At 64.6% G+C, this 21191-nt stretch carries 18 protein-coding genes; 9 read left to right on the plus strand and 9 right to left on the minus strand.

Annotated elements, in window-relative coordinates; translation table 11 throughout:
* Positions 1–5 precede the first annotated feature (5 nt).
* Genes AB3X89_RS01970 through AB3X89_RS01985 form a run of 4 tightly spaced genes read right to left on the minus strand, consistent with a single transcriptional unit; the run spans position 6 to position 3671 of the window.
* On the minus strand, positions 6–581 hold the full coding sequence (locus tag AB3X89_RS01970) for a peroxidase-related enzyme (RefSeq protein ID WP_368581552.1): 576 nt from the start codon (positions 579–581) through the stop codon (positions 6–8).
* Positions 578–1144, minus strand: coding sequence for a CMD domain protein (locus AB3X89_RS01975; protein WP_368581553.1), 567 nt, complete (start codon positions 1142–1144; stop codon positions 578–580). The genes AB3X89_RS01970 and AB3X89_RS01975 overlap by 4 nt, the downstream gene beginning before the upstream one ends.
* Positions 1145–1158: 14 nt before the next feature.
* Complete coding sequence (locus AB3X89_RS01980) at positions 1159–2664, minus strand: NAD(P)-binding domain-containing protein (protein WP_368581554.1); 1506 nt, start codon at positions 2662–2664, stop codon at positions 1159–1161.
* Positions 2661–3671 carry a LysR family transcriptional regulator gene (locus tag AB3X89_RS01985; RefSeq protein ID WP_368581555.1) on the minus strand — a complete coding sequence of 337 codons (1011 nt, stop codon included), beginning with the start codon at positions 3669–3671 and terminating at the stop codon, positions 2661–2663. Before AB3X89_RS01985 ends, AB3X89_RS01980 begins: the two co-directional genes overlap by 4 nt.
* A gap of 44 nt (positions 3672–3715) precedes the next feature.
* On the opposite strand from AB3X89_RS01985, the gene AB3X89_RS01990 reads away from it, so the two are divergent.
* The 5 genes from AB3X89_RS01990 (at position 3716) to AB3X89_RS02010 (ending at position 8686) form a co-directional block, all read left to right on the plus strand.
* Positions 3716–3928 (plus strand): hypothetical protein, encoded by a 213-nt coding sequence (locus AB3X89_RS01990; RefSeq protein ID WP_368581556.1) that lies wholly within the window; start codon positions 3716–3718, stop codon positions 3926–3928.
* Between the two features lie 81 nt (positions 3929–4009).
* A complete protein-coding gene (locus AB3X89_RS01995) occupies positions 4010–5188 on the plus strand; it encodes an ABC transporter substrate-binding protein (RefSeq protein WP_368581557.1) in 1179 nt (392 codons plus the stop codon).
* Positions 5185–7008: an ABC transporter permease gene (locus tag AB3X89_RS02000; RefSeq protein ID WP_368581558.1), complete on the plus strand. Its 1824-nt coding sequence runs from the start codon at positions 5185–5187 to the stop codon at positions 7006–7008. The genes AB3X89_RS01995 and AB3X89_RS02000 overlap by 4 nt, the downstream gene beginning before the upstream one ends.
* 11 nt (positions 7009–7019) lie before the next feature.
* The gene (locus AB3X89_RS02005; protein ID WP_368581559.1) at positions 7020–7889 is read left to right on the plus strand and encodes an ABC transporter ATP-binding protein; all 870 of its coding nucleotides are present in this window, start codon (positions 7020–7022) and stop codon (positions 7887–7889) included.
* Complete coding sequence (locus tag AB3X89_RS02010; RefSeq protein WP_368581560.1) at positions 7886–8686, plus strand: ABC transporter ATP-binding protein; 801 nt, start codon at positions 7886–7888, stop codon at positions 8684–8686. Before AB3X89_RS02005 ends, AB3X89_RS02010 begins: the two co-directional genes overlap by 4 nt.
* Positions 8687–8726: 40 nt before the next feature.
* Here AB3X89_RS02010 and AB3X89_RS02015 read toward each other — a convergent pair whose 3' ends face one another.
* The gene (locus AB3X89_RS02015) at positions 8727–9557 is read right to left on the minus strand and encodes a VOC family protein (protein ID WP_368581561.1); all 831 of its coding nucleotides are present in this window, start codon (positions 9555–9557) and stop codon (positions 8727–8729) included.
* A gap of 294 nt (positions 9558–9851) precedes the next feature.
* Between AB3X89_RS02015 and AB3X89_RS02020 the strand changes: the two genes are divergently transcribed.
* The 4 genes from AB3X89_RS02020 to AB3X89_RS02035 are packed head-to-tail and all read left to right on the plus strand — an operon-like array spanning position 9852 to position 15251.
* The gene (locus tag AB3X89_RS02020) at positions 9852–11459 is read left to right on the plus strand and encodes an ABC transporter substrate-binding protein (protein WP_368581562.1); all 1608 of its coding nucleotides are present in this window, start codon (positions 9852–9854) and stop codon (positions 11457–11459) included.
* Positions 11460–11472: 13 nt separating this feature from the next.
* Positions 11473–12453: an ABC transporter permease gene (locus AB3X89_RS02025; protein ID WP_018436397.1), complete on the plus strand. Its 981-nt coding sequence runs from the start codon at positions 11473–11475 to the stop codon at positions 12451–12453.
* 35 nt (positions 12454–12488) lie between these two features.
* Entirely contained in the window at positions 12489–13469 is a 981-nt protein-coding gene (locus tag AB3X89_RS02030; protein ID WP_368581563.1) for an ABC transporter permease, read from the plus strand.
* Positions 13470–13514: 45 nt separating this feature from the next.
* The gene (locus AB3X89_RS02035; protein WP_368581564.1) at positions 13515–15251 is read left to right on the plus strand and encodes an ABC transporter ATP-binding protein; all 1737 of its coding nucleotides are present in this window, start codon (positions 13515–13517) and stop codon (positions 15249–15251) included.
* Positions 15252–15278: 27 nt separating this feature from the next.
* Here the strand turns inward: AB3X89_RS02035 and AB3X89_RS02040 are convergent, their stop codons facing one another.
* Genes AB3X89_RS02040 through AB3X89_RS02055 form a run of 4 tightly spaced genes read right to left on the minus strand, consistent with a single transcriptional unit; the run spans position 15279 to position 21172 of the window.
* Positions 15279–16793, minus strand: coding sequence for an amidase (locus AB3X89_RS02040; RefSeq protein WP_368581565.1), 1515 nt, complete (start codon positions 16791–16793; stop codon positions 15279–15281).
* Positions 16794–16816: 23 nt separating this feature from the next.
* A complete protein-coding gene (locus AB3X89_RS02045) occupies positions 16817–18460 on the minus strand; it encodes an ABC transporter substrate-binding protein (protein WP_368581566.1) in 1644 nt (547 codons plus the stop codon).
* A gap of 2 nt (positions 18461–18462) precedes the next feature.
* The gene (locus AB3X89_RS02050) at positions 18463–19512 is read right to left on the minus strand and encodes an aldo/keto reductase (protein ID WP_368581567.1); all 1050 of its coding nucleotides are present in this window, start codon (positions 19510–19512) and stop codon (positions 18463–18465) included.
* Positions 19513–19552: 40 nt separating this feature from the next.
* Complete coding sequence (locus tag AB3X89_RS02055; protein ID WP_368581568.1) at positions 19553–21172, minus strand: ABC transporter substrate-binding protein; 1620 nt, start codon at positions 21170–21172, stop codon at positions 19553–19555.
* Positions 21173–21191 lie beyond the last annotated feature (19 nt).

Consider the following 21191-nt stretch of genomic DNA (forward strand, 5'->3'; position numbering starts at 1 on the left):
CCCGGTCAAGCCGGAAACACCGGTTCGCCCAGCGTCAGCATCAAGCGGTTGGCCCAGGCAAAGATCGCAATCGTGTGGCTGAGATCGAGAATCTGCGCATCGTCGAGCCCCGCGCGGCGAAGCGCATCGAGCGATTCCGGCGTGAGCGCCTGCGGCTGCAACGTGAGATCGATCGCGTATCGCACGATGGCGCGCTCGCGTTCGGTCGTACCCGCCGTTTCAGGCGCGGCGAAGATCTGCTGGATGACGTCCTCGCGCTTCGCGAGTTGCTGGAAACGCTGCGCATGCACCGACGCGCAATACACGCATCCGTTCACACGCGAGACCACCGTGCTCGCGAGCTCGCGCTCCGCTCGCGACAATCCGCCCGGCGCATACATGATGCTGTTGAACGCGCCTGATCGTTGCCGCAGGATTTCCGCTTGGTGGACCAGCAACAGGTAGTAATCGGAAGTCTTCGCTTGCGGGTGGCTCGCTTCGAGTACCGCGGTCTGCTCGGGGGATGCCTGTTCGAGCGCGACTGTATCGAGCCATGCGGACCAGCCGAGGGTCTGCGTCGTAAAGCCGTGATCGGAACTCATGCTCGTGCCTCCAATGCGCGCAACGCGGCGACGACCCGCACCTGGTACGTGACGAACGCGACGAGCTGCGATAGCGCGACGATGGCGCGCGTCGTGAGGCCGGCAGCCTGCAGTGTTGCGAGCGCCGGCTTTCCGGTCGCGGCGGGACGCAGCGTCAAGGCTTCCGTGTGACGCAGGATCGCGACGAGCCGCTGGTCCGTCGTTGCCATCGACGCGGCGGGAACCGCGCGCTGCGCGGCGATTGCATCGAGAAGCGACCTCGTGGTTTCAGTTTGCGCGTCAGCCGCGGCCGCCAGTGTCAGCAGACGCTCGCGATATGCGAGTGCCGTCTGCTCCGAATTCGACAACAGCGCCGCATACCACGCCGCAAAGAGGCGTTCGCGAAACGTCAGATCGGCGACATCGGTCGAGAAGAGCGCGTCGTGGCTGCCTTGCGTATAACGCGTCGCGTCGCCGCGAAACGCGCGCAGAGCCGCGGTCGCGCCGTCGGGCGCCAATCCCGCGAGTTGCGCGACGAAGTCATCGGCCATGGTGGCCGATAGGGAATCAGCGGATGAAGACATCAGATGTGGGTCCATTAGAGGGCAGCGTTGTCGGCGGCCACCGTGCCGGCAGTGGCATCGGCGTCGTCCCATTCGTCTCCCGCGAGTTCCGCGGTGTCGAAGGCTTGCAGCGCCGCGTAGTGCGTATCGCGGTCGGCGTCGAACAGCATTGCGGCGATCGCGCGCGCGAGCCGCTGCGCGCCGTCGCTGATCGCGGGGATGTCGCCGGCGACCTTGCCGTGCGTCAGACTGGCTGCGTGATTGAAGCAGTGGATGCGCGCGAGGGCCGGGCAGGCCCCGGGAACGCGTTCCTGGAATGCGAAGTTGCGGTCGAGGTCCGGCGAGCTGGCGAGTTCTTCGTTCGGCAATTCCGCCGCCGGTGTAAAGCGGTCGCGCCAGCGGCGCACGTGCGGCGCAATGGGCGCAAACTCGTCGCGCGTGTCGATTTCCGAGTGAAAGCCGGTCGCGAAGATCAGGTAGTCGAGGGTGTATTGACCTCGGGGCGTGTCGATGACGATCGTGTCGCCTTCGTGGCGCAACCCCGTCAGCGGACTCGCCAGGTGCAGGCGCGCCTGCGCGTGAGCGGCGACCCGCAGCACGCTGTCGCGCGGCGGTGGAGCCTGCGTTTGCGCCGAATAGTGCAGGAAGCGCCACTTCCAGGCGTCTGGCAGATTCGCGAACCCGTGAACGAGACCGGGACTACCGATGCCGGTCAGCTTGTTGATACGGGGCAGCGCGGCGCGCCGCACGAATAGATCGACTCGCCCGGCCCCAGCCTCAAGAGCGCTCGCGGCGTTGTCGAACGCGGATGCGCTCGCGCCGACCACGCCGACTCGTTTGCCGCGCAGCGCGGCAAAGTCGATCGGGTCCGACGAGTGCGCGCGCAAGTGCCGCGGAATGTCGCGGGCCACGTCGGGAACGTACGGGCCGCCAAGTCCTTCACGGCCGGTCGCGAGCACGACATGACGAGCAAGCACGGTTTCGCGCCGCGCATCTTTGCGGTCGTTGACCGCTCCGCGCAACAGCACGAGTTCGATCAGACCGTCGCTGCGCGTCTGCAGTTTCTCTACGCGCGTGTCATTGGAGACCGGCAGATCGAGCACGCGCCGATACCAGCGCAGGTAGTCCATCCATTGCACGCGTGGAATCTTGTAGAGCGCGTGCCATTGTTCGCGGCCGAACTGGGCCTCGTACCACGCGCGAAACGTCAACGCGGGCAAGCGCAGTGCGGGCCCCGTCAGTTGCTTGGGCGAGCGCAGCGTCTGCATTCGCGCGTAGGTGATCCACGGTCCTTCCTGACCGGCCGGCGCCTGATCGAAGAGCCGCTGATTGTCGATGCCGAGCAGGCGCAATTCGGCGCTCGCGGTCAGCCCGGCCATGCCGGCGCCGATGATGGCCACATCGAGCACACGTTGGCCGGCCGATGTCCGCGCGGGCACCCACGAAGGCGCGGGAAGCTCGAGCCAGGCGAGATCCTCGCGAAGCCGCGCTTCGAGCGCGTTCAGTCCGGCAGCGGCGTGGAAAGGAGTCGTTGCGCTCATGCAGTGGTCCCGATGTCGCGGTGAGTGAAAGTGGGCGATTGGGCGGCGGTTTGCGCTCCATCCGCCTGGTCGTGGGCAACCAGCGCGCCATGCCGTGACGCTGCGTGACGCATGGCTCCGGGCAGCAGCCCGTGCGATACCTCCGCGAGCGCATCGATCATTGCGTTGACGTCGTCGCTGTGGGGACGGCCGGAAAGCGTGACGACACCATACAGAAACGGAATAGGCACATCGAGCGCTTTGACCTCGACGTCCGCGACGCGCATGCCGAAAGCGGTCACCGGATCAACGATGGCGACGCCGAGCTGCTGTTGCGCGGCCATCATCGCATTGAGCGACGCATTCGTTTCGAGTGCAACGTGAAGCGCGACGCCGGCCTCGTCGAATGCGCGATCGATGCGGCTGCGCAGCCGATAACGGTTCGCCAGCGTGGCGACCGGCTTGCCCGCGAGCCACGCGAGTCGCAGCACGGCCTCGTGCGCGAGCGGATCGTTTCGGTGCAGCACCGCGACGCAGGGCGCCTCGATGATGTAGTGCACGTCGAGCGCCGCATGATCGAGCGGCAGTGTCGCGATGCCGATGTCGGCCGAACGTGACAGCAACGCCTCGACGACCTGCTCGGCGGACGCACTGCGCAATTGCGTGTCGACCCGTGTGCCTGCCTGCGCGAGCTTTGAGATTGCACGTGGCGCCAATGTCGCGGCGAGCGCGGGTGTCGCAACGACGCGCAATGGCATGGTCTCGTCGCGGCCGATCGCCCGCGCGCTGGCCTCGATAGCGGCCAGGCCGATCAGTGAGCGCTCGACTTCGCCATAAAGCCGGAACGCGCGGCTCGTCGGCGTGACGCGAGGTCCTTTACGGTCGAACAACGCGTAGCCGATCTCCTGTTCGAGATCCTGGATTGTTCTCGTGACGCCGGGTTGCGAGCGGCCGAGCATACGAGCGGCCCCGGTCATACTGCCCGTCGACATGACTGCGGAGAACGCTTCGAGTTGATGCAACTCCATGCAATGCCTCATCCATGTGATGGGTGCATTTTAGGAGCGCTTGAATGCGCAATTCTTATAATAAATTCCGCTATGTAATTGATGAAAACGACGAATCGCCGACACCTATGTACTTAGTAGCGGTCGGTTCACTACGATCATCGATCGCGGAAAAGCGCTTGAAACAAGGAGTTTTTCGTAATCCGATGCTGTACCGAGCGCGCTTCCAAAGTGCTTCGGCATTCGTCGTCAAAAGCTTTGCTAATGCAATGGAATAAGCTTCGTCGCGTATCTTCGTTGGCCCGCGTCCGCGCGACATGGTTACATGGCCTCACTCAATTCGAATGCGTGAGACCTGTATGGCGATTCTGTGGAACAACAAGCGTGGCGCGATCCGCTCACTGCTTCACCTGGCCGGCGCGCTGGCGCTGGCAACCTGCGGCGTGATGCCCGTGGCGCACGCGGCCGATCCTTACTGGGTCGGCGTGACCGGACCGCTGAGCGGCCAGGATGCGCAGTACGGCGAGCAATGGAAGCGCGGCTTCGATCTCGCGCTCGATCAGATCAACGGCAACGGCGGCATCAACGGCCATCCGCTCAGCTATCAGTTCGAGGACAGCCGCAGCGATCCGCGTCAGGCCGTAGCCATCGCACAGAAGTTCGCCGACGACAAGCGCATCCTGCTGGAACTGGGGGATCTGTCGAGCGGTGCGTCGATGGCCGCGTCGCCGGTGTATCAGCGCGCGGGTCTCGTGCAGTTCGGCTTCACGAATTCGCATCCCGACTTCACGAAAGGCGGCGACTATATGTGGAGTACCGCGATCAGCCAGGCCGAGGAACAGCCGCTGCTCGCGCACTATGTGACCAAAGGACTCGGCTTCAGGAAGATCGCCGTGCTCTATCTGAACACGGACTGGGGTCGCACCAGCAAGGACATCTTCGCAAAGGCCGCGAGCGCGGACGGCGCGCAGGTCGTCGCGGCCGAAGCGTATCAACCGAACGAGAAGGATTTTCGCGCGACGCTCACGCGCGTGCGAAGCGAACAGCCCGACTCGATCGTGCTGATCTCCTACTATTCCGACGGTGCCCAGATCGTTCGCCAGGCGCGAGCGGCCGGTGTGAGCACGCCGATCGCGGCGGTCGGCTCGGTGTATTCACCCAAGTTCATCGATCTTGGCGGCCCTGCGGTGAACGGCGTCTACACCGAGTCGAACTTCTTCCCCGGCGATCCGCGTCCTGAAGTACAAAGCTTCGTGCAGCGCTACCGCGCCAGATACGGCGCCGATCCGGACACCTTTGCCGCGCGCGCCTACGACGCGATGATCCTGTCGGGCGAAGTGATTCGCCGCTACGGCGCGGATCGCGCGGCCGTGCGCGACGGCTTTGCGAAGATCAGCGATGTACCGAGCGTGATCTTCGGCAAGTTCAGGTTCGATCCGCAGACGCGCCGCGTGGCAGGCGCGAAGAATCTCGAGCTCGTCGTGAAGGACGGCAAATTCGCTCTGTGGGATGGGGCGAGCGCCGTGCATACGCCATGACCGCCTGGTTCGACTACACGGTCAACGGCCTGATCGTCGGCAATATCTATGCGCTGCTCGCGGTCGGCCTCGCGCTGATCTTTGGCGTATCGCATCTGATCAATTTCGCTCACGGCTCGGTGTATATGGTGGGCGGCTTCATCGGCTGGCTATGTCTGACGCGGCTCGGCTTGCCGCTACCCGTGGCGCTGCTCGCGACGGTCGCGGGCTGCGCGCTGCTCGGCATCCTGATCGAACGGCTTGGCCTCAGGCCGCTGCAAGGCGCGGCCCGTATTGCGCCGCTGCTCGCCACCATAGGTATCAGCTTCGTGCTCGACCAGCTCGCGCAGATCGTGTTCGGGCCCGATCCACGTCCTGTGCCGAGTTCGCTGCCCGACTGGACGCTATCGCTTGGCGGGGCCGCCATCGGCTCGCTCGATCTGCTGATTGCGGCAATCGGCATCGGCGCGGCGGGCATGCTTTACCTGTTCCTGCGCTTCACGCGGCTCGGCTGGGCGGTGCGCGCGACCGCGCAGGATCGCGATGCCGCGCAGCAGATGGGGGTCAATGTGAATGCCGTGAATCAGGCCGTGTTTGCGATCGCCTGCGGGCTCGGCGGCCTCAGCGGCTTGCTCGTCGGCATGTACTACAACAACATCGATCCAGCGATGGGCTTTCAGGCGACGTTGAAGGGCGTCGTCGCCTTGCTGATCGGCGGCCTGGGGAACGTGCCCGGCGCGATTGCCGGCAGCTTGCTGCTCGGTCTGGTCGAGAGCTATGGGGTCGCGTTGTTCGGCACCAGCTATCGCGACCTCTTCGCGTTCGTGCTGCTGCTGGTGTTTCTCGTTTGGCGGCCAAATGGTCTCTTCAGCGCCAGCCGCCGGTTGCCGCCTGAGCCGCTCACCGGCACGTTTCTGTCGAACCGCCGCGCGCTGCACGTTGCGCGTCGCACGATCGTGGCACTGGTGGCGCTCGCCTTCGTGCTGCCGCTCGTCGTGCCGTCGTCGTACGTGCTGCAGACGCTGACCAACGGCTGGATCTATGGGCTGTTGGCGCTCAGTCTGACGCTCGTCGCGGGCACGGTCGGGCAGATTTCATTAGGGCATGCGGCGCTGCTGCTGATCGGCGCCTATGCGTCGGCGCTGCTGTCCGTCAATCTGGGCTGGTCGCCGGCTTTGACGATTCCGCTCGCCGGCCTCATCACCGCGGCGGTTGGCACGGTGCTGATTTACCCGTCGTTCAGGCTGCGCGGCCACTATGTGTCGATTGCGACGCTTGGCATTGGTGAAATCATCGGCCTCGTGGTGCTCAACTGGGACAGCCTGACGCGCGGTCCGGTGGGCATCACCGGCATTGCCCCGCTGTCGCTGTTCGGGTGGCAGTTGACGGGCGTGCGCGCCGTCTACTGGTTCACGCTCGCGGTGCTCGTGCTGCTCGCACTGCTGCAGGCGCGGCTCCTGAACTCGCACCTGGGCCGCACGTGGCGCGCGATCCGCGAGGACGACGTGGCGGCGCGCGCGTATGGCATCCGCCCCAATCGCTACAAGGCGATCGCGTTCGCCTGCGGCGGCCTCGCGGCTGGCATCGGCGGCGGGATCGCCGCCCACCTGTACAGCTATATCAACTATCAGACCTTTGACTCTCAAGTGTCGATCCTTGCGCTGACGATGGTCATTCTCGGCGGTCTCGGCAGCGTGATCGGTGCGGTCGCCGGTGCGGTGGCGCTGATCAGCCTGCCGGAACTGTTCCGTTTTGCCGCCGACTACCGGATGCTGATTTACGGCATGATTTTGTTGCTGCTCGTGCGCTTCCGGCCGCAAGGGCTGTTCGGTTCGGTATGACGGAGGCGACCATGACATCTTCTTTGCCACGCGGCACGGATATCCTGTTCGACGTGCGGCGCGTTACGCGCCGTTTCGGCGGTCTCGTGGCTGTCGACGAGGTGAGCCTGTCGGTTGCGCGCGGCGAATGCGTGAGCGTGATCGGTCCGAACGGCGCCGGCAAATCCACACTGTTCAATCTGCTGACCGGTATCGACGCGCCGGACGCCGGCGAGGTGAGATTCGCCGGCGAAGACGTGACCGGCATGGCGCCCGAGCAGCTTGCCGCGCGCGGCGTCGCCCGCACGTTCCAGCATGGACGGGTATTCGGCAATCTTAGCGTGCTCGATAACGTGCTGATCGGCGCGCACGCAAGGCTTGCGATGACGCGCTGCGGCTGGCCGGTGGTGGGGGCATTTGCGGAAGCGTTGCGCGCGCTGATCGGGCCTGCATCGGTACGTCGCGAAAACGCCGCGCTGCGTGAAGAAGTGACGACGCTGTTGGCCCGCTTCGGTACGCGCCTGTCGCCGCGACTCGATCAGCCGGCGCACAGCCTGTCCTATGCGAACCGCCGGCGCGTCGAGATAGCGCGTGCGCTAGCGCTGCGGCCGCGCATCCTTCTGCTCGACGAACCGACCGCCGGCATGAACGAGTCCGAAACCGCCGAAATGCTCGAACTGATACTCGAACTCAAGCGCGACGGGCTCACCATCCTGCTTATCGAACACAAGCTGGACCTGGTGATGCAGCTTTCCGATCGCGTGCTCGTGCTCGAAGACGGCCGCAAGATCGCTTCCGGCCTGCCGGCCGAGGTGCGCGAGGACCCCGCCGTGATCGAGGCCTACCTTGGACACCGTCAGGTCGGCGCGGCTGCCGGCCGCAACGAAACGGCGGCAGCATGAAGACATCAAACCTGCATCTGCTTGCGCCGAACCCATTAGCCTCCGCACAAGCCCCCATGACCGAGCCGCTGCTGAAACTCGAACAGATCGACACGTTCTACGGACAGATCCAGGTGCACTTCGGCGTGAATCTCAGCATCGGGCGCGGCGAGATCGTCAGCCTGCTGGGCGGCAATGCGAGCGGCAAATCGACGGCGATGAAGGTGATTCTTGGACTGCACAAACCGCGAGCCGGCACCATCAGCTTCGACGGTAAGCCGTTGAACGGTCTGCCGACTTCGCAGATCGTGCGGCGAGGCATCGCTTCGGTGCCGGAGGCCCGGCGGCTTTTCGGCGACATGACCGTGCGCGAAAACTTGCTGATGGGCGCGTTCACGCGCAACGACCGCGCGGGCATCGGCGAGGACTACGAACGCATGCTCGAACTTTTTCCGCGCGTGAAAGAGCGGCTGACCCAACGGGCCGGCACGCTTTCCGGCGGTGAACAGCAGATGCTGGCGATGGCGCGCGCGTTGATGAGCCGCCCCGCGCTGGTCTGCATGGACGAGCCGACGATGGGCCTGTCGCCGTTATACGTCGACAAGGTGCTCGACCTGATCCAGACCATCAACCGGCAGGGCATCACGTTTTTCATGGTCGAGCAGAACGCGAGCCTCGCGCTGCAGATCGCGCATCGTGGCTACGTGCTGCAGACGGGGCGCATGGTGTTGTCCGGCACCGCGAGCGAATTGCTCGGCGACCAGCGCATTCGCGACGCTTATCTCGGCGGATCGCTGGCGGTGCAGACGGCGTCGTGAGCGGCGCCGGATCGCCTGGTGTTTCGCTCGCCGCGCGACGCTATCGATCGCGTCGGATCGACGGGTTTGCTACCAGTTCGATGATGGCGCCATGGGCGAGCGTACGCTCGAGGCGCCGCGCGGCGCCATCGACGTACGTCTCCAGGGCGACCGCGAAAACCCCTTCGCCGCGCGAGGCGAGGTGATGCCGAAGGTCAGCGGCAAGACCTTCGGCTGGCGGACGGGTTTCGCGGGCCGGGCTTGCAAGCGTGAGCGTCGTCGCGCCAAGCGACAGGATCGCCAATGCGACGTCGTAACCAGGCAGCGGCGCGCGCTGCACGTCGGGTTCTCCGAGCAGCGCGCGATATCGTGCGAGGCTCGCATCCAGGTCGTGCACCGCGAGCGTAATGTTCGCGACGCCGTGCGCCCCGTTCGCATGATGGCGAACGTCGCCTTCGGCCACGCGCAGGTGGCGCGGCGTCACGTCGCCGCACAGGAACGGCAGATCCGCGCTCGACGGCTTGCCGATCTGCCATTCGAGGCGCTCGCCATCGGGACGCAGACGTCCGCCGGCTAGGGGGCCGTCGTAAGCGAGACCTCGTTCGCGTGCCGCGGCGATGGTGCTGGCAACCGATTGCGGCAGCAGCGCGTAGTCGACGAAACCATCTCCTATGCGACGGCTAGCGTCCCACCAGCGATGCTCCGGTGCGTCGCGCAGAAAGGCGATGAGTTCGATGTAGCTGCCATCGGCGAAACCGATCAGCGCGTTATGTGTGGCGCCGTCGGCGTGCGTGCCGCCGCGTTGCACGGTGAAGCCAAGCGTAGTGAAATCGGCGATGGTCTGCTCGAGATCCTGCACGCGGATCACGATGTGGTCGATTGAAAGAGACATGACGAGCGAGGTCCACAGTAGGGTGGTCCGAGTATGCGAAGCCTGCCGCCAAAACGCTAGTAATGGATTGTCGATTGCATAGCGCCGCAACTGGATTAGGCTCCGTCGCGCAAGATGCGATCGGACTGCTCGATGAGGAATCCGTCTTTCTTCGGTGGCGTGCTTTGCATATGCCGAACGATTGGTTCTTTTACTGCGACTGCGGCTTTATCGTAAGCGCTGCACGAGCGTCAAGCCGCTCGGTACTTTGACGCGGCCAACGTGACTCGGCCGAAGCACCAGGATATGAATTACATGGCACGGCTGAATCGACGCGACTTTCTGATTTCCTCGGGCGCTGCTCTCGCGGCCGCCGGCATGCCGGCACGCGTGTTCGCACAAGGCAGCGCAGCATCGGTGCCGAAGCGGGGCGGCACGCTGAATATGCTGATCAATCCGGAACCGCCAGTGCTGGTGTCGATCTTTCAGACCACCGGGCCCGCTCTGGTCGCGAGCTCCAAGGTGCTCGAAGGCTTGCTCGCATACGACTTCGATCTGCGTCCACGGCCGCAATTGGCAACCGCGTGGGCAGTCAGTCCTGACGGCTTGAAGTACAGCTTCACACTACGCGAGAACGTCAAATGGCATGACGGGCAGCCATTCACGTCGACGGACGTAGCGTTCTCGATCGAATTGTTGAAGACGGTGCATCCGCGCGGACGCAGCACTTTCGCCAATGTCACGCGCGTATCGACGCCGGACGCCCGGACCGCGGTGATCGAATTGTCGAAGCCGGCGCCCTATCTGTTGAAGGCACTGTCGGCCGGTGAATCCCCAATCGTCCCGAAACATCTTTATGCGTCGGGCGATCCGCTGTCCAACCCGCACAATAACGCGCCAATCGGCACCGGGCCGTTTCGCTTCAAGTCGTGGACGCGCGGTGCCAGCATCGTCTATGAACGCAATCCGGACTACTGGGATGCCGGCAAACCGTACATCGACAGTCTCGTACTGAAGGTGATTCCCGACGCCGCCGCGCGATCCGCCGCGTTCGAGACGGGCGCGCTCGATCTGGGCGGCGAAAATCCAGTACCGCTCACCGATTTGCCGCGCCTCACTCAATTGCCGCAGCTGGTTGTCGAAACGCGCGGCTATCGATTCCTCGAACCGCTGTCCGAGATCGACTTCAATCTGCAACATCCGATCCTCGGCGACCTGCGGGTGCGCCAGGCGATCGCGCATGCGATCAATCCGCAAGTGGTGCTGCGCACGGTCGCGTATGGCTACGCCGACTTGTCGCCGACACCGATCACGCCGGGCTCGCCCTATCACGACGGCAAACTCGCACCGTACCCGTTCGATACTGCCGCCGCCGAAAAGCTGCTCGACGCGGCCGGCTATCCGCGCAAGGCGGGCGGGGTGCGCTTCGGTCTCACGCATGATTTCCTGCCGTACGGCGACATGTACCGCCGCCAGGCCGATTACGTGAAATCGGCACTCTCTCGCGTTGGCATCGACGTGACGGTGCGCTCTCAGGACCTGCCCGCTTTCCTGAAGCGCGTGTATGCCGACCGCCAGTTCGATTTCACCAGCATCGGCGTGAATACGCTATTCGATCCGAGCGTCGGCGTGCAGCGGCTCTACTGGTCGCAGAACATTCGGCCGGGCGTGCCGTTCTCGAACGCGCCGCACTACAGCAATGCCGAGGTCGACCGCCTGCTCGAGAGCGCCGCGATCGAAACCGACGAAAACAAGCGCGTCGCGCTTTATCAGCAATTCCAGCAGATCGTCTATCGCGACCTGCCGATTCTCAACCTCGTCGCACCTCGCATGGTCACGCTCGCGAACCGGCGCGTTCACAACCATACCGTGTCCGCGCAAGGCCTCGAAGGCAATCTGGCCGACGTCTATCTGAGCGCATGACAGGAGCGACACGATGAGCAGGGGTTTGCGTTTTGCCGCGATCGCGCGGCGTACCGCGTGGCAGGCGCTACCGACGGTGATCGGTATCGTGATCCTGAACTTTTTCCTGCTGAAGCTGATGCCGGGCGACGCCGCGGATGTGCTGGCCGGCGAAGCCGGCTCGGCGACGGTGGAAACGATGCAGGTATTGCGCGCGAAGTTCGGCCTCGATCAACCGGTGCTGCACCAGTTGTGGTCGTACCTCGCTCATCTGTCGCACTTCAGCCTGGGCTATTCGCCGCGCTACGACATGCCGGTGATGCAACTGATCCTCTCGCGCCTGCCCAATACGCTGCTGCTGATGGGCGTCGCGCTATCGGTCGCGATCGTCGTGGGCGTAGTGCTCGGCGTGGTGATGGCGCATTGGGCTGGCAGATGGCCCGATCGCGTGCTGTCCGTCGTGGCTATGCTGTTCTACTCGACACCCGGCTTCTGGATCGGTCTGCTCGCGATCGTGCTGTTCTCGGTGCATCTGGGCTGGTTGCCGAGCGGCGGCAATATTACGCTCGGCGCGCAGCTTCACGGCGCCGCCTACGTGATCGATGCACTGAAGCACGTGCTGCTGCCTGCCGCGACGCTGGCGACGTTCTTCATCGCGATCTACGCACGGCTTACGCGCGCGGCGATGCTCGAAGTGCAGCGCCAGGACTTCGTGCGTACCGCGCAGGCCAAGGGCTTGCATCCGTGGCGTGTGACGGTGCGGCATGTCCTGCGCAACGCGCTGATGCCGCTCACAACGATGGTCGGCATTCACTTTGGCACCTTGCTGGGTGGCGCCGCGGTGACCGAAACGGTGTTCAGTTGGCCAGGACTGGGCCGCCTCGCGCTCGATGCGGTGATGGCGCGTGATTTCAGCGTGCTGCTCGGCGTGCTGCTGCTGTCGTCGATGCTCGTGATCCTGGCGAATGTGCTGGTCGATCTTTTGCAGGCGTGGCTCGATCCGCGCGTCGCGTGATCGCACGCGCCGGCGATTTCTCCCCCAAGGCATACATGGCTTCCGACTCTTCCAATCTGGTTTCCACGCCGCCCGAACCCCGTGCTTCCGCATGGCGGCGTCAGCTTGGCGGCGCGCTATTCGGTTTCCGGCGCGACGGCGCGGCGACTGCCACGAACCACGCTCCGCACGGTGCGGCAGGGTTCGGCGTGTGGCGCGCGCTGCTGCGCAATCGCTCGGCGCTCGGGGGTTTCGCGCTGCTCGCGGCGTTCATCGCGCTTGCGCTGGGCGCGGGACATCTGTTTCCGGGCGATCCGCTCGACATGGTGGCGGCGCCGTTCGTATGGCCGGGCACCGATCCGCAATACTGGCTCGGCACGGATTCGCTCGGACGCGACGTGGCCGCCGGCATTGCGCACGGCGCGCGCGTGTCGCTGCTGATCGGCGCGAGCGCGGCCAGCATCGGGCTCGTGATCGGTACGCTGGTTGGTGCGACGGGCGGCTTCTTCGGCGGGGTGATCGACGATGTGCTGGTGCGCATTACCGAACTCTTTCAAACCGTGCCGTCTTTTCTGCTGGTCATCGTGATCGTCGCGATTGGTCATCCGAGCGTGACGATCATCGCGCTGGCAATCGGCATTGCGTCATGGCCCACCGTTGCGCGGATCGTGCGGGCCGAATTTCGCAGCCTGCGCCGTTCCGATTTCGTGCTTGCCGCGCGCAGCCAGGGCTTCAGCAACGCACGCATCATTTTTGGCGAGATTCTGCCGAACGCGTTGCCACCGGTGATCGTGACCGCGTCCGTGATGGTGGCGAGTGCGATCCTGATCGAGTCGTCGCTGTCGTTTCTCGGCATGGGAGACCCGAACGTGGTCAGCTGGGGCGGCATGATCGGCGCGGGCCGTGACTCGTTGCGTACCGCCTGGTATCTGACGGCCGTGCCAGGTGCCGCGATCGTTCTGGCGGTGCTCGCGCTGAACCTGCTCGGCGACGGTCTGAACGACGCGCTCAATCCGCGCCTGCGGGAACGAGCTTGAAGAGCCCGCGGCTCACGCGGCTCACAATGTAATCGAGGACGCTCTGTGGCAAACCTGCTTGAAGTACGCGATCTGCGCGTCAGTTTCGGCACGCACGAAGCGGTGCGCGGCCTGAGTTTCGACATCGCGCAAGGGGAGACGCTGGCGCTCGTCGGCGAATCCGGTTGCGGCAAATCGGCAACGGCGCTGTCGCTGATGCGCCTCGTGCCCGCGCCGGGACGCGTGACGGGGAGCTTGCGCTTCGATGGCCACGAGCTGCTCGACCTGTCGCCGGGCGAAATCCGCCAGGTCCGCGGCCAGCAGATTTCGATGATTTTCCAGGAGCCGATGACGTCGCTCAATCCGGTGCTGTCGATTGGCGCGCAGATCGTCGAGACCTTGCGTCAGCATGAAGATCTGTCGAAGGCGGCCGCGTTAAAGCGCGCCGTCGAATTGCTCGAACTCGTGCAGATCCCCGAGCCGCAACGCCGGGTGTTCGATTATCCCCACGAGTTGTCCGGCGGGCAGCGGCAGCGGGTGATGATCGCGATGGCGGTGGCATGCCGCCCGCGTCTGCTGATCGCGGATGAGCCGACCACAGCGCTCGACGTCACGATTCAGGCGCACATTCTCGAGCTGCTCGACGGTTTGCGGCGGGAGCTGTCGATGTCCTTGTTGCTGATCACCCACGACCTCGGCGTCGTCGCGAAGCATGCGGATCGCGTGGCCGTGATGCTGGCGGGCGAAAAAGTCGAAGAAGCGCCGGTCGCCCGGCTCTTCCCGCAGCCGCAGCATCCTTACACGCGGGGTCTGCTGGGCGCGTCGCTCAATCTCGCGGACGATCTGCACTATCGCGGCTGGAAGCTGCCGGAAATCCGTCATGGCATCGCCGAAGACGGCGGGCCTTCCTTTACGGTGCTGCCGCGCTCGCCGCGCGCCGGGCTCCATGTGGCGGATGTCAAAGCGGACGCGCACAGCAATGCGTCATTGGAAGGCAACGCAGTGAGCGCCATGCCGTTGCTCGAATTGCAGGATCTGCGCGTCGACTATCCGCAGCGGCGCGGCCAACCCGCACTGCACGCGGTCGATGGCGTGTCGCTAACGATCGCGCGCGGCGAGACGGTCGGCCTGGTGGGCGAATCCGGCTGCGGGAAATCGACGCTGTCCAAAGCGATCCTGCGGCTCGTGCCGGCTACCGCCGGCGCGATCCGCTTGCGAGGCACCGATCTCGCGCCGCTCGGTGAACGCGAATTGCGGCCGTTGAGGCGCCATGTGCAAATGGTGTTTCAGGACCCGTATTCGTCGATCAATCCGCGCCGCACCGTGGCCGAGATTCTCGACACCGTGCTCGTGGTGAATCGGATCGGTAACGCCCAGCAGCGCCGCACACGCATCGCCGCGATGCTGGACCGCGTCGGCTTGCCCAGTTCGGCGCTCGGCCGCTATCCGCACGAATTCTCCGGCGGGCAGCGGCAGCGCATCGGCATTGCGCGGGCCCTGGTCCTCGAACCGGATCTGCTGATCTGCGATGAACCGGTTTCCGCACTCGACGTGTCGATTCAGGCGCAGATTCTCAATCTGCTGGTCGATCTGAAGCGCGACCTCGGGCTCGCGTATCTGTTCATCTCGCATGACCTGTCCGTGGTGCGCTACATCGCCGACCGGGTGCATGTGATGCAGGCAGGTCGGATCGTCGAAAGCGGAGACCACCGCGATATCTGGCGTGCGCCGCAGCATCCCTACACCCGTACATTGCTCGACGCGATTCCGGGCAAGATCTTCGACGACGCGCGAGCGGCTTGACCTCACCCGTCGCGCGATGGCGACGGCCTACGCCCCATATCCGGGCGGCACGACAAAACCGCCATACGCTTGTTCAAGCAAATGCGCGAACGCGATCGGCGTACGGTCTTCGAGCCACGGGCCAACGGCTTGCGCACTGACGGGCAAGCCGTCGTCATCGAGACCGAGCGGAAAGCTGGTGGCCGGCAACCCCGGCAGCACGGGCAGACCCGCCCAATGAAAGAAATCGAGGAAGCGCACGTCCCGCACGCCGTCGTCGAAGGCGACCGGATAGGTGCGCTCGTCTTTCGGCTCCTGATGGTTGTGACGGAACGCGGCGACCGGAGCGACCGGCGTGACGATCACGTCGAATGCTTTGAAAAGCCGCTCCCACTGGTGACGCAATGCATGGCGTTGCTCGTCGGCTTTGAGCCAGTCGCGGTGCGCGAGGTATGGCGCCCTCAGCCACGCGGCGTCGGCGCTCTCGTTAGCGGGGGCGAGCGCCGCGAGGCGTTGTCGAGCCGCTTCGCTCGGCACAGGCGGTTCGGCGAGCGACGAGCCGAGCAGCGTCCGGTACAGCGCATGCGCACGCACCAGATCGGGTAGGAGCCCCTGCGGCAGATCGGCGGGGCGGCTTACATACACGCCCTGCGTGCGCAACCGCTCGACCACGCGCTCGATCACGAGGCGCTCGGACAGGCTGCGTTGCGTGCCTGGCCATGTGTCGAGCACGAGCACCCGGAACTCGGCGAGCCGTGCGTGGCGCGCAGGTGGCAACGTGGCGCGCCATGCCTTGGACGTCAGCGGATCGCGGTTGAGCAGCAGATCCAGTGCGAGTTCGAGATCAGCCGCGCTGCGCGCGAGCGGGCCCGCCACGCTGAGATCGCGTGCGGACGCACGTCCTCTCGGCACACCGCTGCCGGCGAGCGACACGAGGCCGTAGCTCGGCTTATGGCCAAAAACGCCGGTGAAGTGCGCGGGAATGCGAATCGAGCCGCCGATATCCGAGCCCAGTTCGAGGGCGACATAGCCGGCCGCGAGCGCCGCCGCCGAGCCGCCCGACGATCCCCCGGGCGTCCTTTCCAGATCCCACGGATTGCGCGTCAGCCCGTAGACTTCGTTATAGCTTTGCAGATCCGCGAGACCGAGCGGCACGTTGGTCTTGCCAATGATCACCGCGCCCGCTTCACGCAACGCGGCGACGGCGAGCGAATCGCGTTCGGCGCGATTATCCGCATAGGACGGGTTGCCGACACTAGTAACTAGCCCGGCAACATCGAACGATTCCTTCACTGTGATCGGCACGCCGAGCAGCGGCCGTCGCTCGCCACGCGTAAGCGCCGCGTCGGCTTCGCGGGCGGCGTTGCGCGCTGCGTCGAAGTCACGCGCGACCACGGCGTTCAATACGTCATCGAAGCGCGCGATGCGAGCGAGGCTGTGTTCCAGCAGGTCGACCGCAGAAACGCGGCCCTCGGCCAGCGCGTCGGCTTGTTGCTTCGCGCTCGCAAAGGTCAGCGCATTCAGTAGCGCGGATTTCGGGTCGTCCAGTTCTGGTGTGCTCATTGTTCGAGGCCCTCGTCGGTTTGTCAGGTTTTCGGTTCGATCCAGGTGTCGGAGAAATCGCCGGCGGTCAGGTCAATACTGTTGTTCAGGTTGTGCACGCGCGCGTGATACACCTGCAATGCCGAGGGCACCGTAACGAGCGGCAACACCGGCAGGTCGCGGCCGACGATCTGCTGGACTTCCCTGAACGCGGCCGCGCGCCTTGTCTCGTCGGTTTCGGTCGCGGCCGCGCGAAACAACTCGTCCACTTGCGGGTTCTGATAATGCGACGCGTTGATCCAGATCAGCGGATGCCGGACGCCGTCCGACCAGTAGATGCGCTGCACGCCGACGGTCGGGTCATACAACCGGCCGAGACCATTCAGGTTCAAATCGAATTCGCGTGCCGTGTACGCGCGGCGCAAATAGGTTGGCAGGTCGCCGTCGAGAATCGTCGCCTTGATGCCGATGCGCGCCAACGCGGCGCGCAGATACTCCGCCGCGTGCCGAAAATCCGCGCCGCTGATGTAGTTGATCTTCAGCGCGAAGCGTTGACCGTCCGCCTGCTTTGGGTAACCCGCAGCGTCGAGCTGACGGTTCGCGGCGTCGATGTCGAACGGATAGTGGAACGTGCTGTCGTCGTAGTAGGCTGCCAAGACGGCTGGCACCGGCGAGTCGACCACGCTCGCGCGCCGGTAGAACACGTTGTCCTTGATGAAGTTCCGATCGATTGCATGCGCGATTGCCTTGCGAACCGGAAGCTGCGCAAGCACCGGATTTTCCAGGTTGAATTCGAGGAAGGCCGCGTTGTTCAGGTACGCGTCGTAGCTGTCGTCGATTTTCAGATACGGCACTTTCGCGAGCCGCCCGAGATCGGCCAGACCGACATTGGCCGCGGCGTCGACTTCGCCCGTTTCGAGCGCGGCCGAGATGGATGCCTGGTCGGGCACGATCCGATAGACCACACGGTCGAGATGCGGCGCCCCCGCGCGCCAGTAGTTCGCATTTCTGCGCAGGCTGATGTGACTGCCGCGCACCCACTCATCGAACACGAATGGACCGGTGCCGATCGGCGCGCTCAGATTGGGGCTCGTGAGCGGATCGCCGTCGCCATAGCGATGCTGCGGCACGATCGGCAACTCCGCCGACGACAAAGCCTTGATCAGATACGGCGTTGGTTTGCCGAGTACGATCACGGCCGTCAACGGATCGGGCGTGTCGACGCGTTCGACGTTCGCGAGCGTGATGCGCCCGCGCGGACCGAGACGTTTTTGCGTGAGGATCGAGTAACGCACGTCGGCCGATGTGAAGTTCTCGCCGTCGTGCCACTTCACGCCGGGCCGCAGCCTGAACGTATAGTGCAGACCGTCGGCACTCGTGCTCCACGCGATGGCAAGCAACGGCTGCGGCCTGAACTGCGCGTCATAGCGCAAGAGTCCCTCGGTGATTTTGGCGCTGATGTTGCGGATCACCGTGTTGGTGTCGAGCAGCGACACCAACGACGGCGGTTCCTGTTGCACTGCGTAGGTCAGCGTGCCGCCCTGTACGGGCGCGGCGTTGGCTCCGGCAAGCGCGCTCGACGAAGCAGCGGCGCTGGCCGCATGTGCGAGGCGCACCGAGGAGTCCAGCGCGCCGGCGGACAGAAGCGCCAGTGAGCTCTGGATGAAATGCCGGCGATCTAAGCGCATGGCTATCCCTGTTGAAGCGGCGTCTGGACGGCTTCAACCTCGCCGTGACGCGCGAGGCGACCAAAAAATGGATGCCCCGGATCGTTGAAACCCGGCGTGGACGGATGTCCGCTCGTCACGAGCGAATCGACGAAGGCTTCGTCTTCAGCGTTCAGGCGGTAGGCGAGCGCGGGCAGATAGTCCTGCCACTGCGCCTCGGTGCGAGGCCCGGCGATCGTCGAACTGATGTAGCGGCTATTGAGCACCCACGCGAGCGCGAATTGACCGGCAGAAAGACCGCGGGCCTGCGCATGCTCACGCACGCGCCGCGCCAGTTCGAGCGATTCGGGACGCCACTCGGTCTGCTGCAAGCGCCGGTCGCTACGCCCCGCGCGAGTGTCGGCGCCGGGCGTGGCGCCCGGTTCGTATTTGCCCGTCAGCACGCCGCGCGCGAGCGGGCTATACGAAATGACGCCGAGCCCGTAACGATGCGCCGCCGTCAATTGCTCGGCTTCGGCCTGGCGGTTCGCGATGTTGTAGAGCGGCTGGCTTGCGATAGGCGCGTCGAGTCCGAGCGCCTGGGCGGTATGGCTGAACTCGGCGATCTTCCACGCGCGATGATTGGACAGCCCGTAGTAGCGCAGCTTGCCAGCGCGGATCAGCTCGTTGAGCGCGCGCACGGTTTCTTCGACCGGCGTCTGATGATCTTCGCGATGGATGTACAGCAGGTCGATGTAGTCGGTGCCGAGCCGCTGCAGGCTCGCATCGACGGCGCGCGCGATATGTTTGCGCGACGCACCTCGCGCATTGACGTCGCGCTCATCGAGCGGATTGGCGAATTTGGTCGCCAGCACCCAGCGCTCGCGCTGCGCGGAAATCGCGCGGCCGACCACGCGTTCCGACTCGCCTTTGACGTAGACGTCGGCGGTGTCGATCGAATTGACACCCTGTTCCAGCGCCTGTTCGATGATACGTGCAGCGGTGGCCTCGTCCGTGGGGCCGCCGAACATCATCGTGCCCAGAGTCAGTGCCGAGACCTTGATACCGCTGCGACCGAGTTGTCTGTATTCCATGAGAGTCGAATTCCGTGAGAGAGTTTGAGGCGAAAGCGTTTTAGCGTTGCAGCCAGACGTCGGCGAAACTCGCCGACACGCCGTCCGGGCCCGTCGTATGGTTATGGACCGCGCGCGAGTACACGGTCAGGTATTGCGGCGACACCAGGTTGATGTCCGGAAGATCGTGTTCGAGAATGCGCTGAATCTGCGAGAAGAGCTGCTTGCGTCTGCCTTCATCGGTTTCTTCGGCGACCTGCGTGAACAGCAGGTCGATCTGCGGGTTGCTATAGTGCGATCCGTTCGTGAACGGCACGCCGCGCCGGAAGTTGTTGCTCGTATAGAGCCGCGCTACGCCGACCACCGGATCGAACAGGTTGCTCATGCCGTTGATCGAAAAGTCGAAGTCGCGATCGGTATAGATACGTTTCAGATACGCGGGCAAATCCTGGCTGCGCACGGTGACCGCAATGCCGACCCGCGCCAGTGCGGATTTCACATAAGCGGCGGTGCGCGTGGGCAGATCGCCGATCGGCAGCGGGTCGACGGTCAGCGCGAAACGCGTACCGTCCGCCTTGCGCGGATAGCCGGCTTCGTCGAGCAGCGCGTTGGCGCGCTCCACGTTGAACGGATACGGCGCAGGTGCCGGGTCGTAGTAGGGGCTCGTCGGAATGATCGGACTGGCGAGCGGCGTCGCATAGCCGTAGAAGATTACCTTGCGGATCACGTCACGATCGAGCGCCGACGCAATCGCCTGACGCACTTCGAGTTTCTTCAGTACCGGGTTGTCGAGATTGAACTCGATGCGCGTCACACCAGCCTGGAACTCATAGCCGCGCTGGTCGAGCGCGAGCTTCGGATTGCTTTTCAGCCGCTCGATATCTGAGAGCGGCACGGGCGTGTCGCCGCTCAGGTCGACGGAGCCGTCTTCGAACGCGACAGTGCGCGCGGCAGGATCGGTGATGACCTTGACGACGATCTTGTCGAGCAGGGGCTTGCCCTTGTCCCAGTAGTCGTCGTTGCGTGCATATTCGACGTAGCTGCCGCGCACCCACTTGACGAAGCGGAAGGGGCCCGTGCCGATCGGCGCGTTATTGGCTGGGTTGGTCAGCGGGTCGGTGCCTTCGTAAATGTGTTTAGGCACGATCGGCGTTTCCGACGACGAGAACGCCTTGATCAGATACGGCGCGGACTTCGACAGCGTGACGACGACTGTATAAGGGTCCGGCGTCGTCACAGCGGTGACATTCGCGAAGGTGGTTTTGGCGCGCGGGTGGACTTGCCTGAGCGTCTGGATCGAATACGCGACATCGGCGGACGTGAAGGGCTGACCGTCATGCCATTTCACGTCGTGACGCAAATGAAAAACGTATTTGCGGCTGTCGTCGCTGACTTCCCACGACGTCGCGAGCGAAGCTTTCGGCTGCAACCTGAAGTCGTATTCGAGCAGACCTTCGACGACTTTTGGACTGACCTTCAGCACATTGGTCGCGGTCGTCGCGAGATCGACGAGAGCGGTGGGCTCCGGCGTGACGACGAAATTGAGTGTGCCGCCGCGCGTTTGGGCGTGAGCGTGAGAAACAGAGAGCGCGACGACGAGCGCGGCCGCGAATCCGAGCGCGCCATTGACAAGGCGCGCGCCGCGCCGGCGCGGCGCCGCCTGCGATGTGACGTATGCCATCGTATGGTTGTGCGGGAAG

It is taken from the genome of Paraburkholderia sp. BR14320 (assembly GCF_040948665.1).
Classification (GTDB): Bacteria; Pseudomonadota; Gammaproteobacteria; order Burkholderiales; family Burkholderiaceae; genus Paraburkholderia; species Paraburkholderia youngii.

Excerpts from the sequence above, each read along its gene's own strand:
- AB3X89_RS01970 (WP_368581552.1), bottom strand. The coding sequence starts at position 581 with ATGAGTTCCGATCACGGCTTTACGACGCAGACCCTCGGCTGGTCCGCA.
- AB3X89_RS01975 (WP_368581553.1), bottom strand. The coding sequence starts at position 1,144 with ATGTCTTCATCCGCTGATTCCCTATCGGCCACCATGGCCGATGACTTC.
- AB3X89_RS01980 (WP_368581554.1), bottom strand. The coding sequence starts at position 2,664 with ATGAGCGCAACGACTCCTTTCCACGCCGCTGCCGGACTGAACGCGCTC.
- AB3X89_RS01985 (WP_368581555.1), bottom strand. The coding sequence starts at position 3,671 with ATGGAGTTGCATCAACTCGAAGCGTTCTCCGCAGTCATGTCGACGGGC.
- AB3X89_RS01990 (WP_368581556.1), top strand. The coding sequence starts at position 3,716 with ATGCGCAATTCTTATAATAAATTCCGCTATGTAATTGATGAAAACGAC.
- AB3X89_RS01995 (WP_368581557.1), top strand. The coding sequence starts at position 4,010 with ATGGCGATTCTGTGGAACAACAAGCGTGGCGCGATCCGCTCACTGCTT.
- AB3X89_RS02000 (WP_368581558.1), top strand. The coding sequence starts at position 5,185 with ATGACCGCCTGGTTCGACTACACGGTCAACGGCCTGATCGTCGGCAAT.
- AB3X89_RS02005 (WP_368581559.1), top strand. The coding sequence starts at position 7,020 with ATGACATCTTCTTTGCCACGCGGCACGGATATCCTGTTCGACGTGCGG.
- AB3X89_RS02010 (WP_368581560.1), top strand. The coding sequence starts at position 7,886 with ATGAAGACATCAAACCTGCATCTGCTTGCGCCGAACCCATTAGCCTCC.
- AB3X89_RS02015 (WP_368581561.1), bottom strand. The coding sequence starts at position 9,557 with ATGTCTCTTTCAATCGACCACATCGTGATCCGCGTGCAGGATCTCGAG.
- AB3X89_RS02020 (WP_368581562.1), top strand. The coding sequence starts at position 9,852 with ATGGCACGGCTGAATCGACGCGACTTTCTGATTTCCTCGGGCGCTGCT.
- AB3X89_RS02025 (WP_018436397.1), top strand. The coding sequence starts at position 11,473 with ATGAGCAGGGGTTTGCGTTTTGCCGCGATCGCGCGGCGTACCGCGTGG.
- AB3X89_RS02030 (WP_368581563.1), top strand. The coding sequence starts at position 12,489 with ATGGCTTCCGACTCTTCCAATCTGGTTTCCACGCCGCCCGAACCCCGT.
- AB3X89_RS02040 (WP_368581565.1), bottom strand. The coding sequence starts at position 16,793 with ATGAGCACACCAGAACTGGACGACCCGAAATCCGCGCTACTGAATGCG.
- AB3X89_RS02045 (WP_368581566.1), bottom strand. The coding sequence starts at position 18,460 with ATGCGCTTAGATCGCCGGCATTTCATCCAGAGCTCACTGGCGCTTCTG.
- AB3X89_RS02050 (WP_368581567.1), bottom strand. The coding sequence starts at position 19,512 with ATGGAATACAGACAACTCGGTCGCAGCGGTATCAAGGTCTCGGCACTG.
- AB3X89_RS02055 (WP_368581568.1), bottom strand. The coding sequence starts at position 21,172 with ATGGCATACGTCACATCGCAGGCGGCGCCGCGCCGGCGCGGCGCGCGC.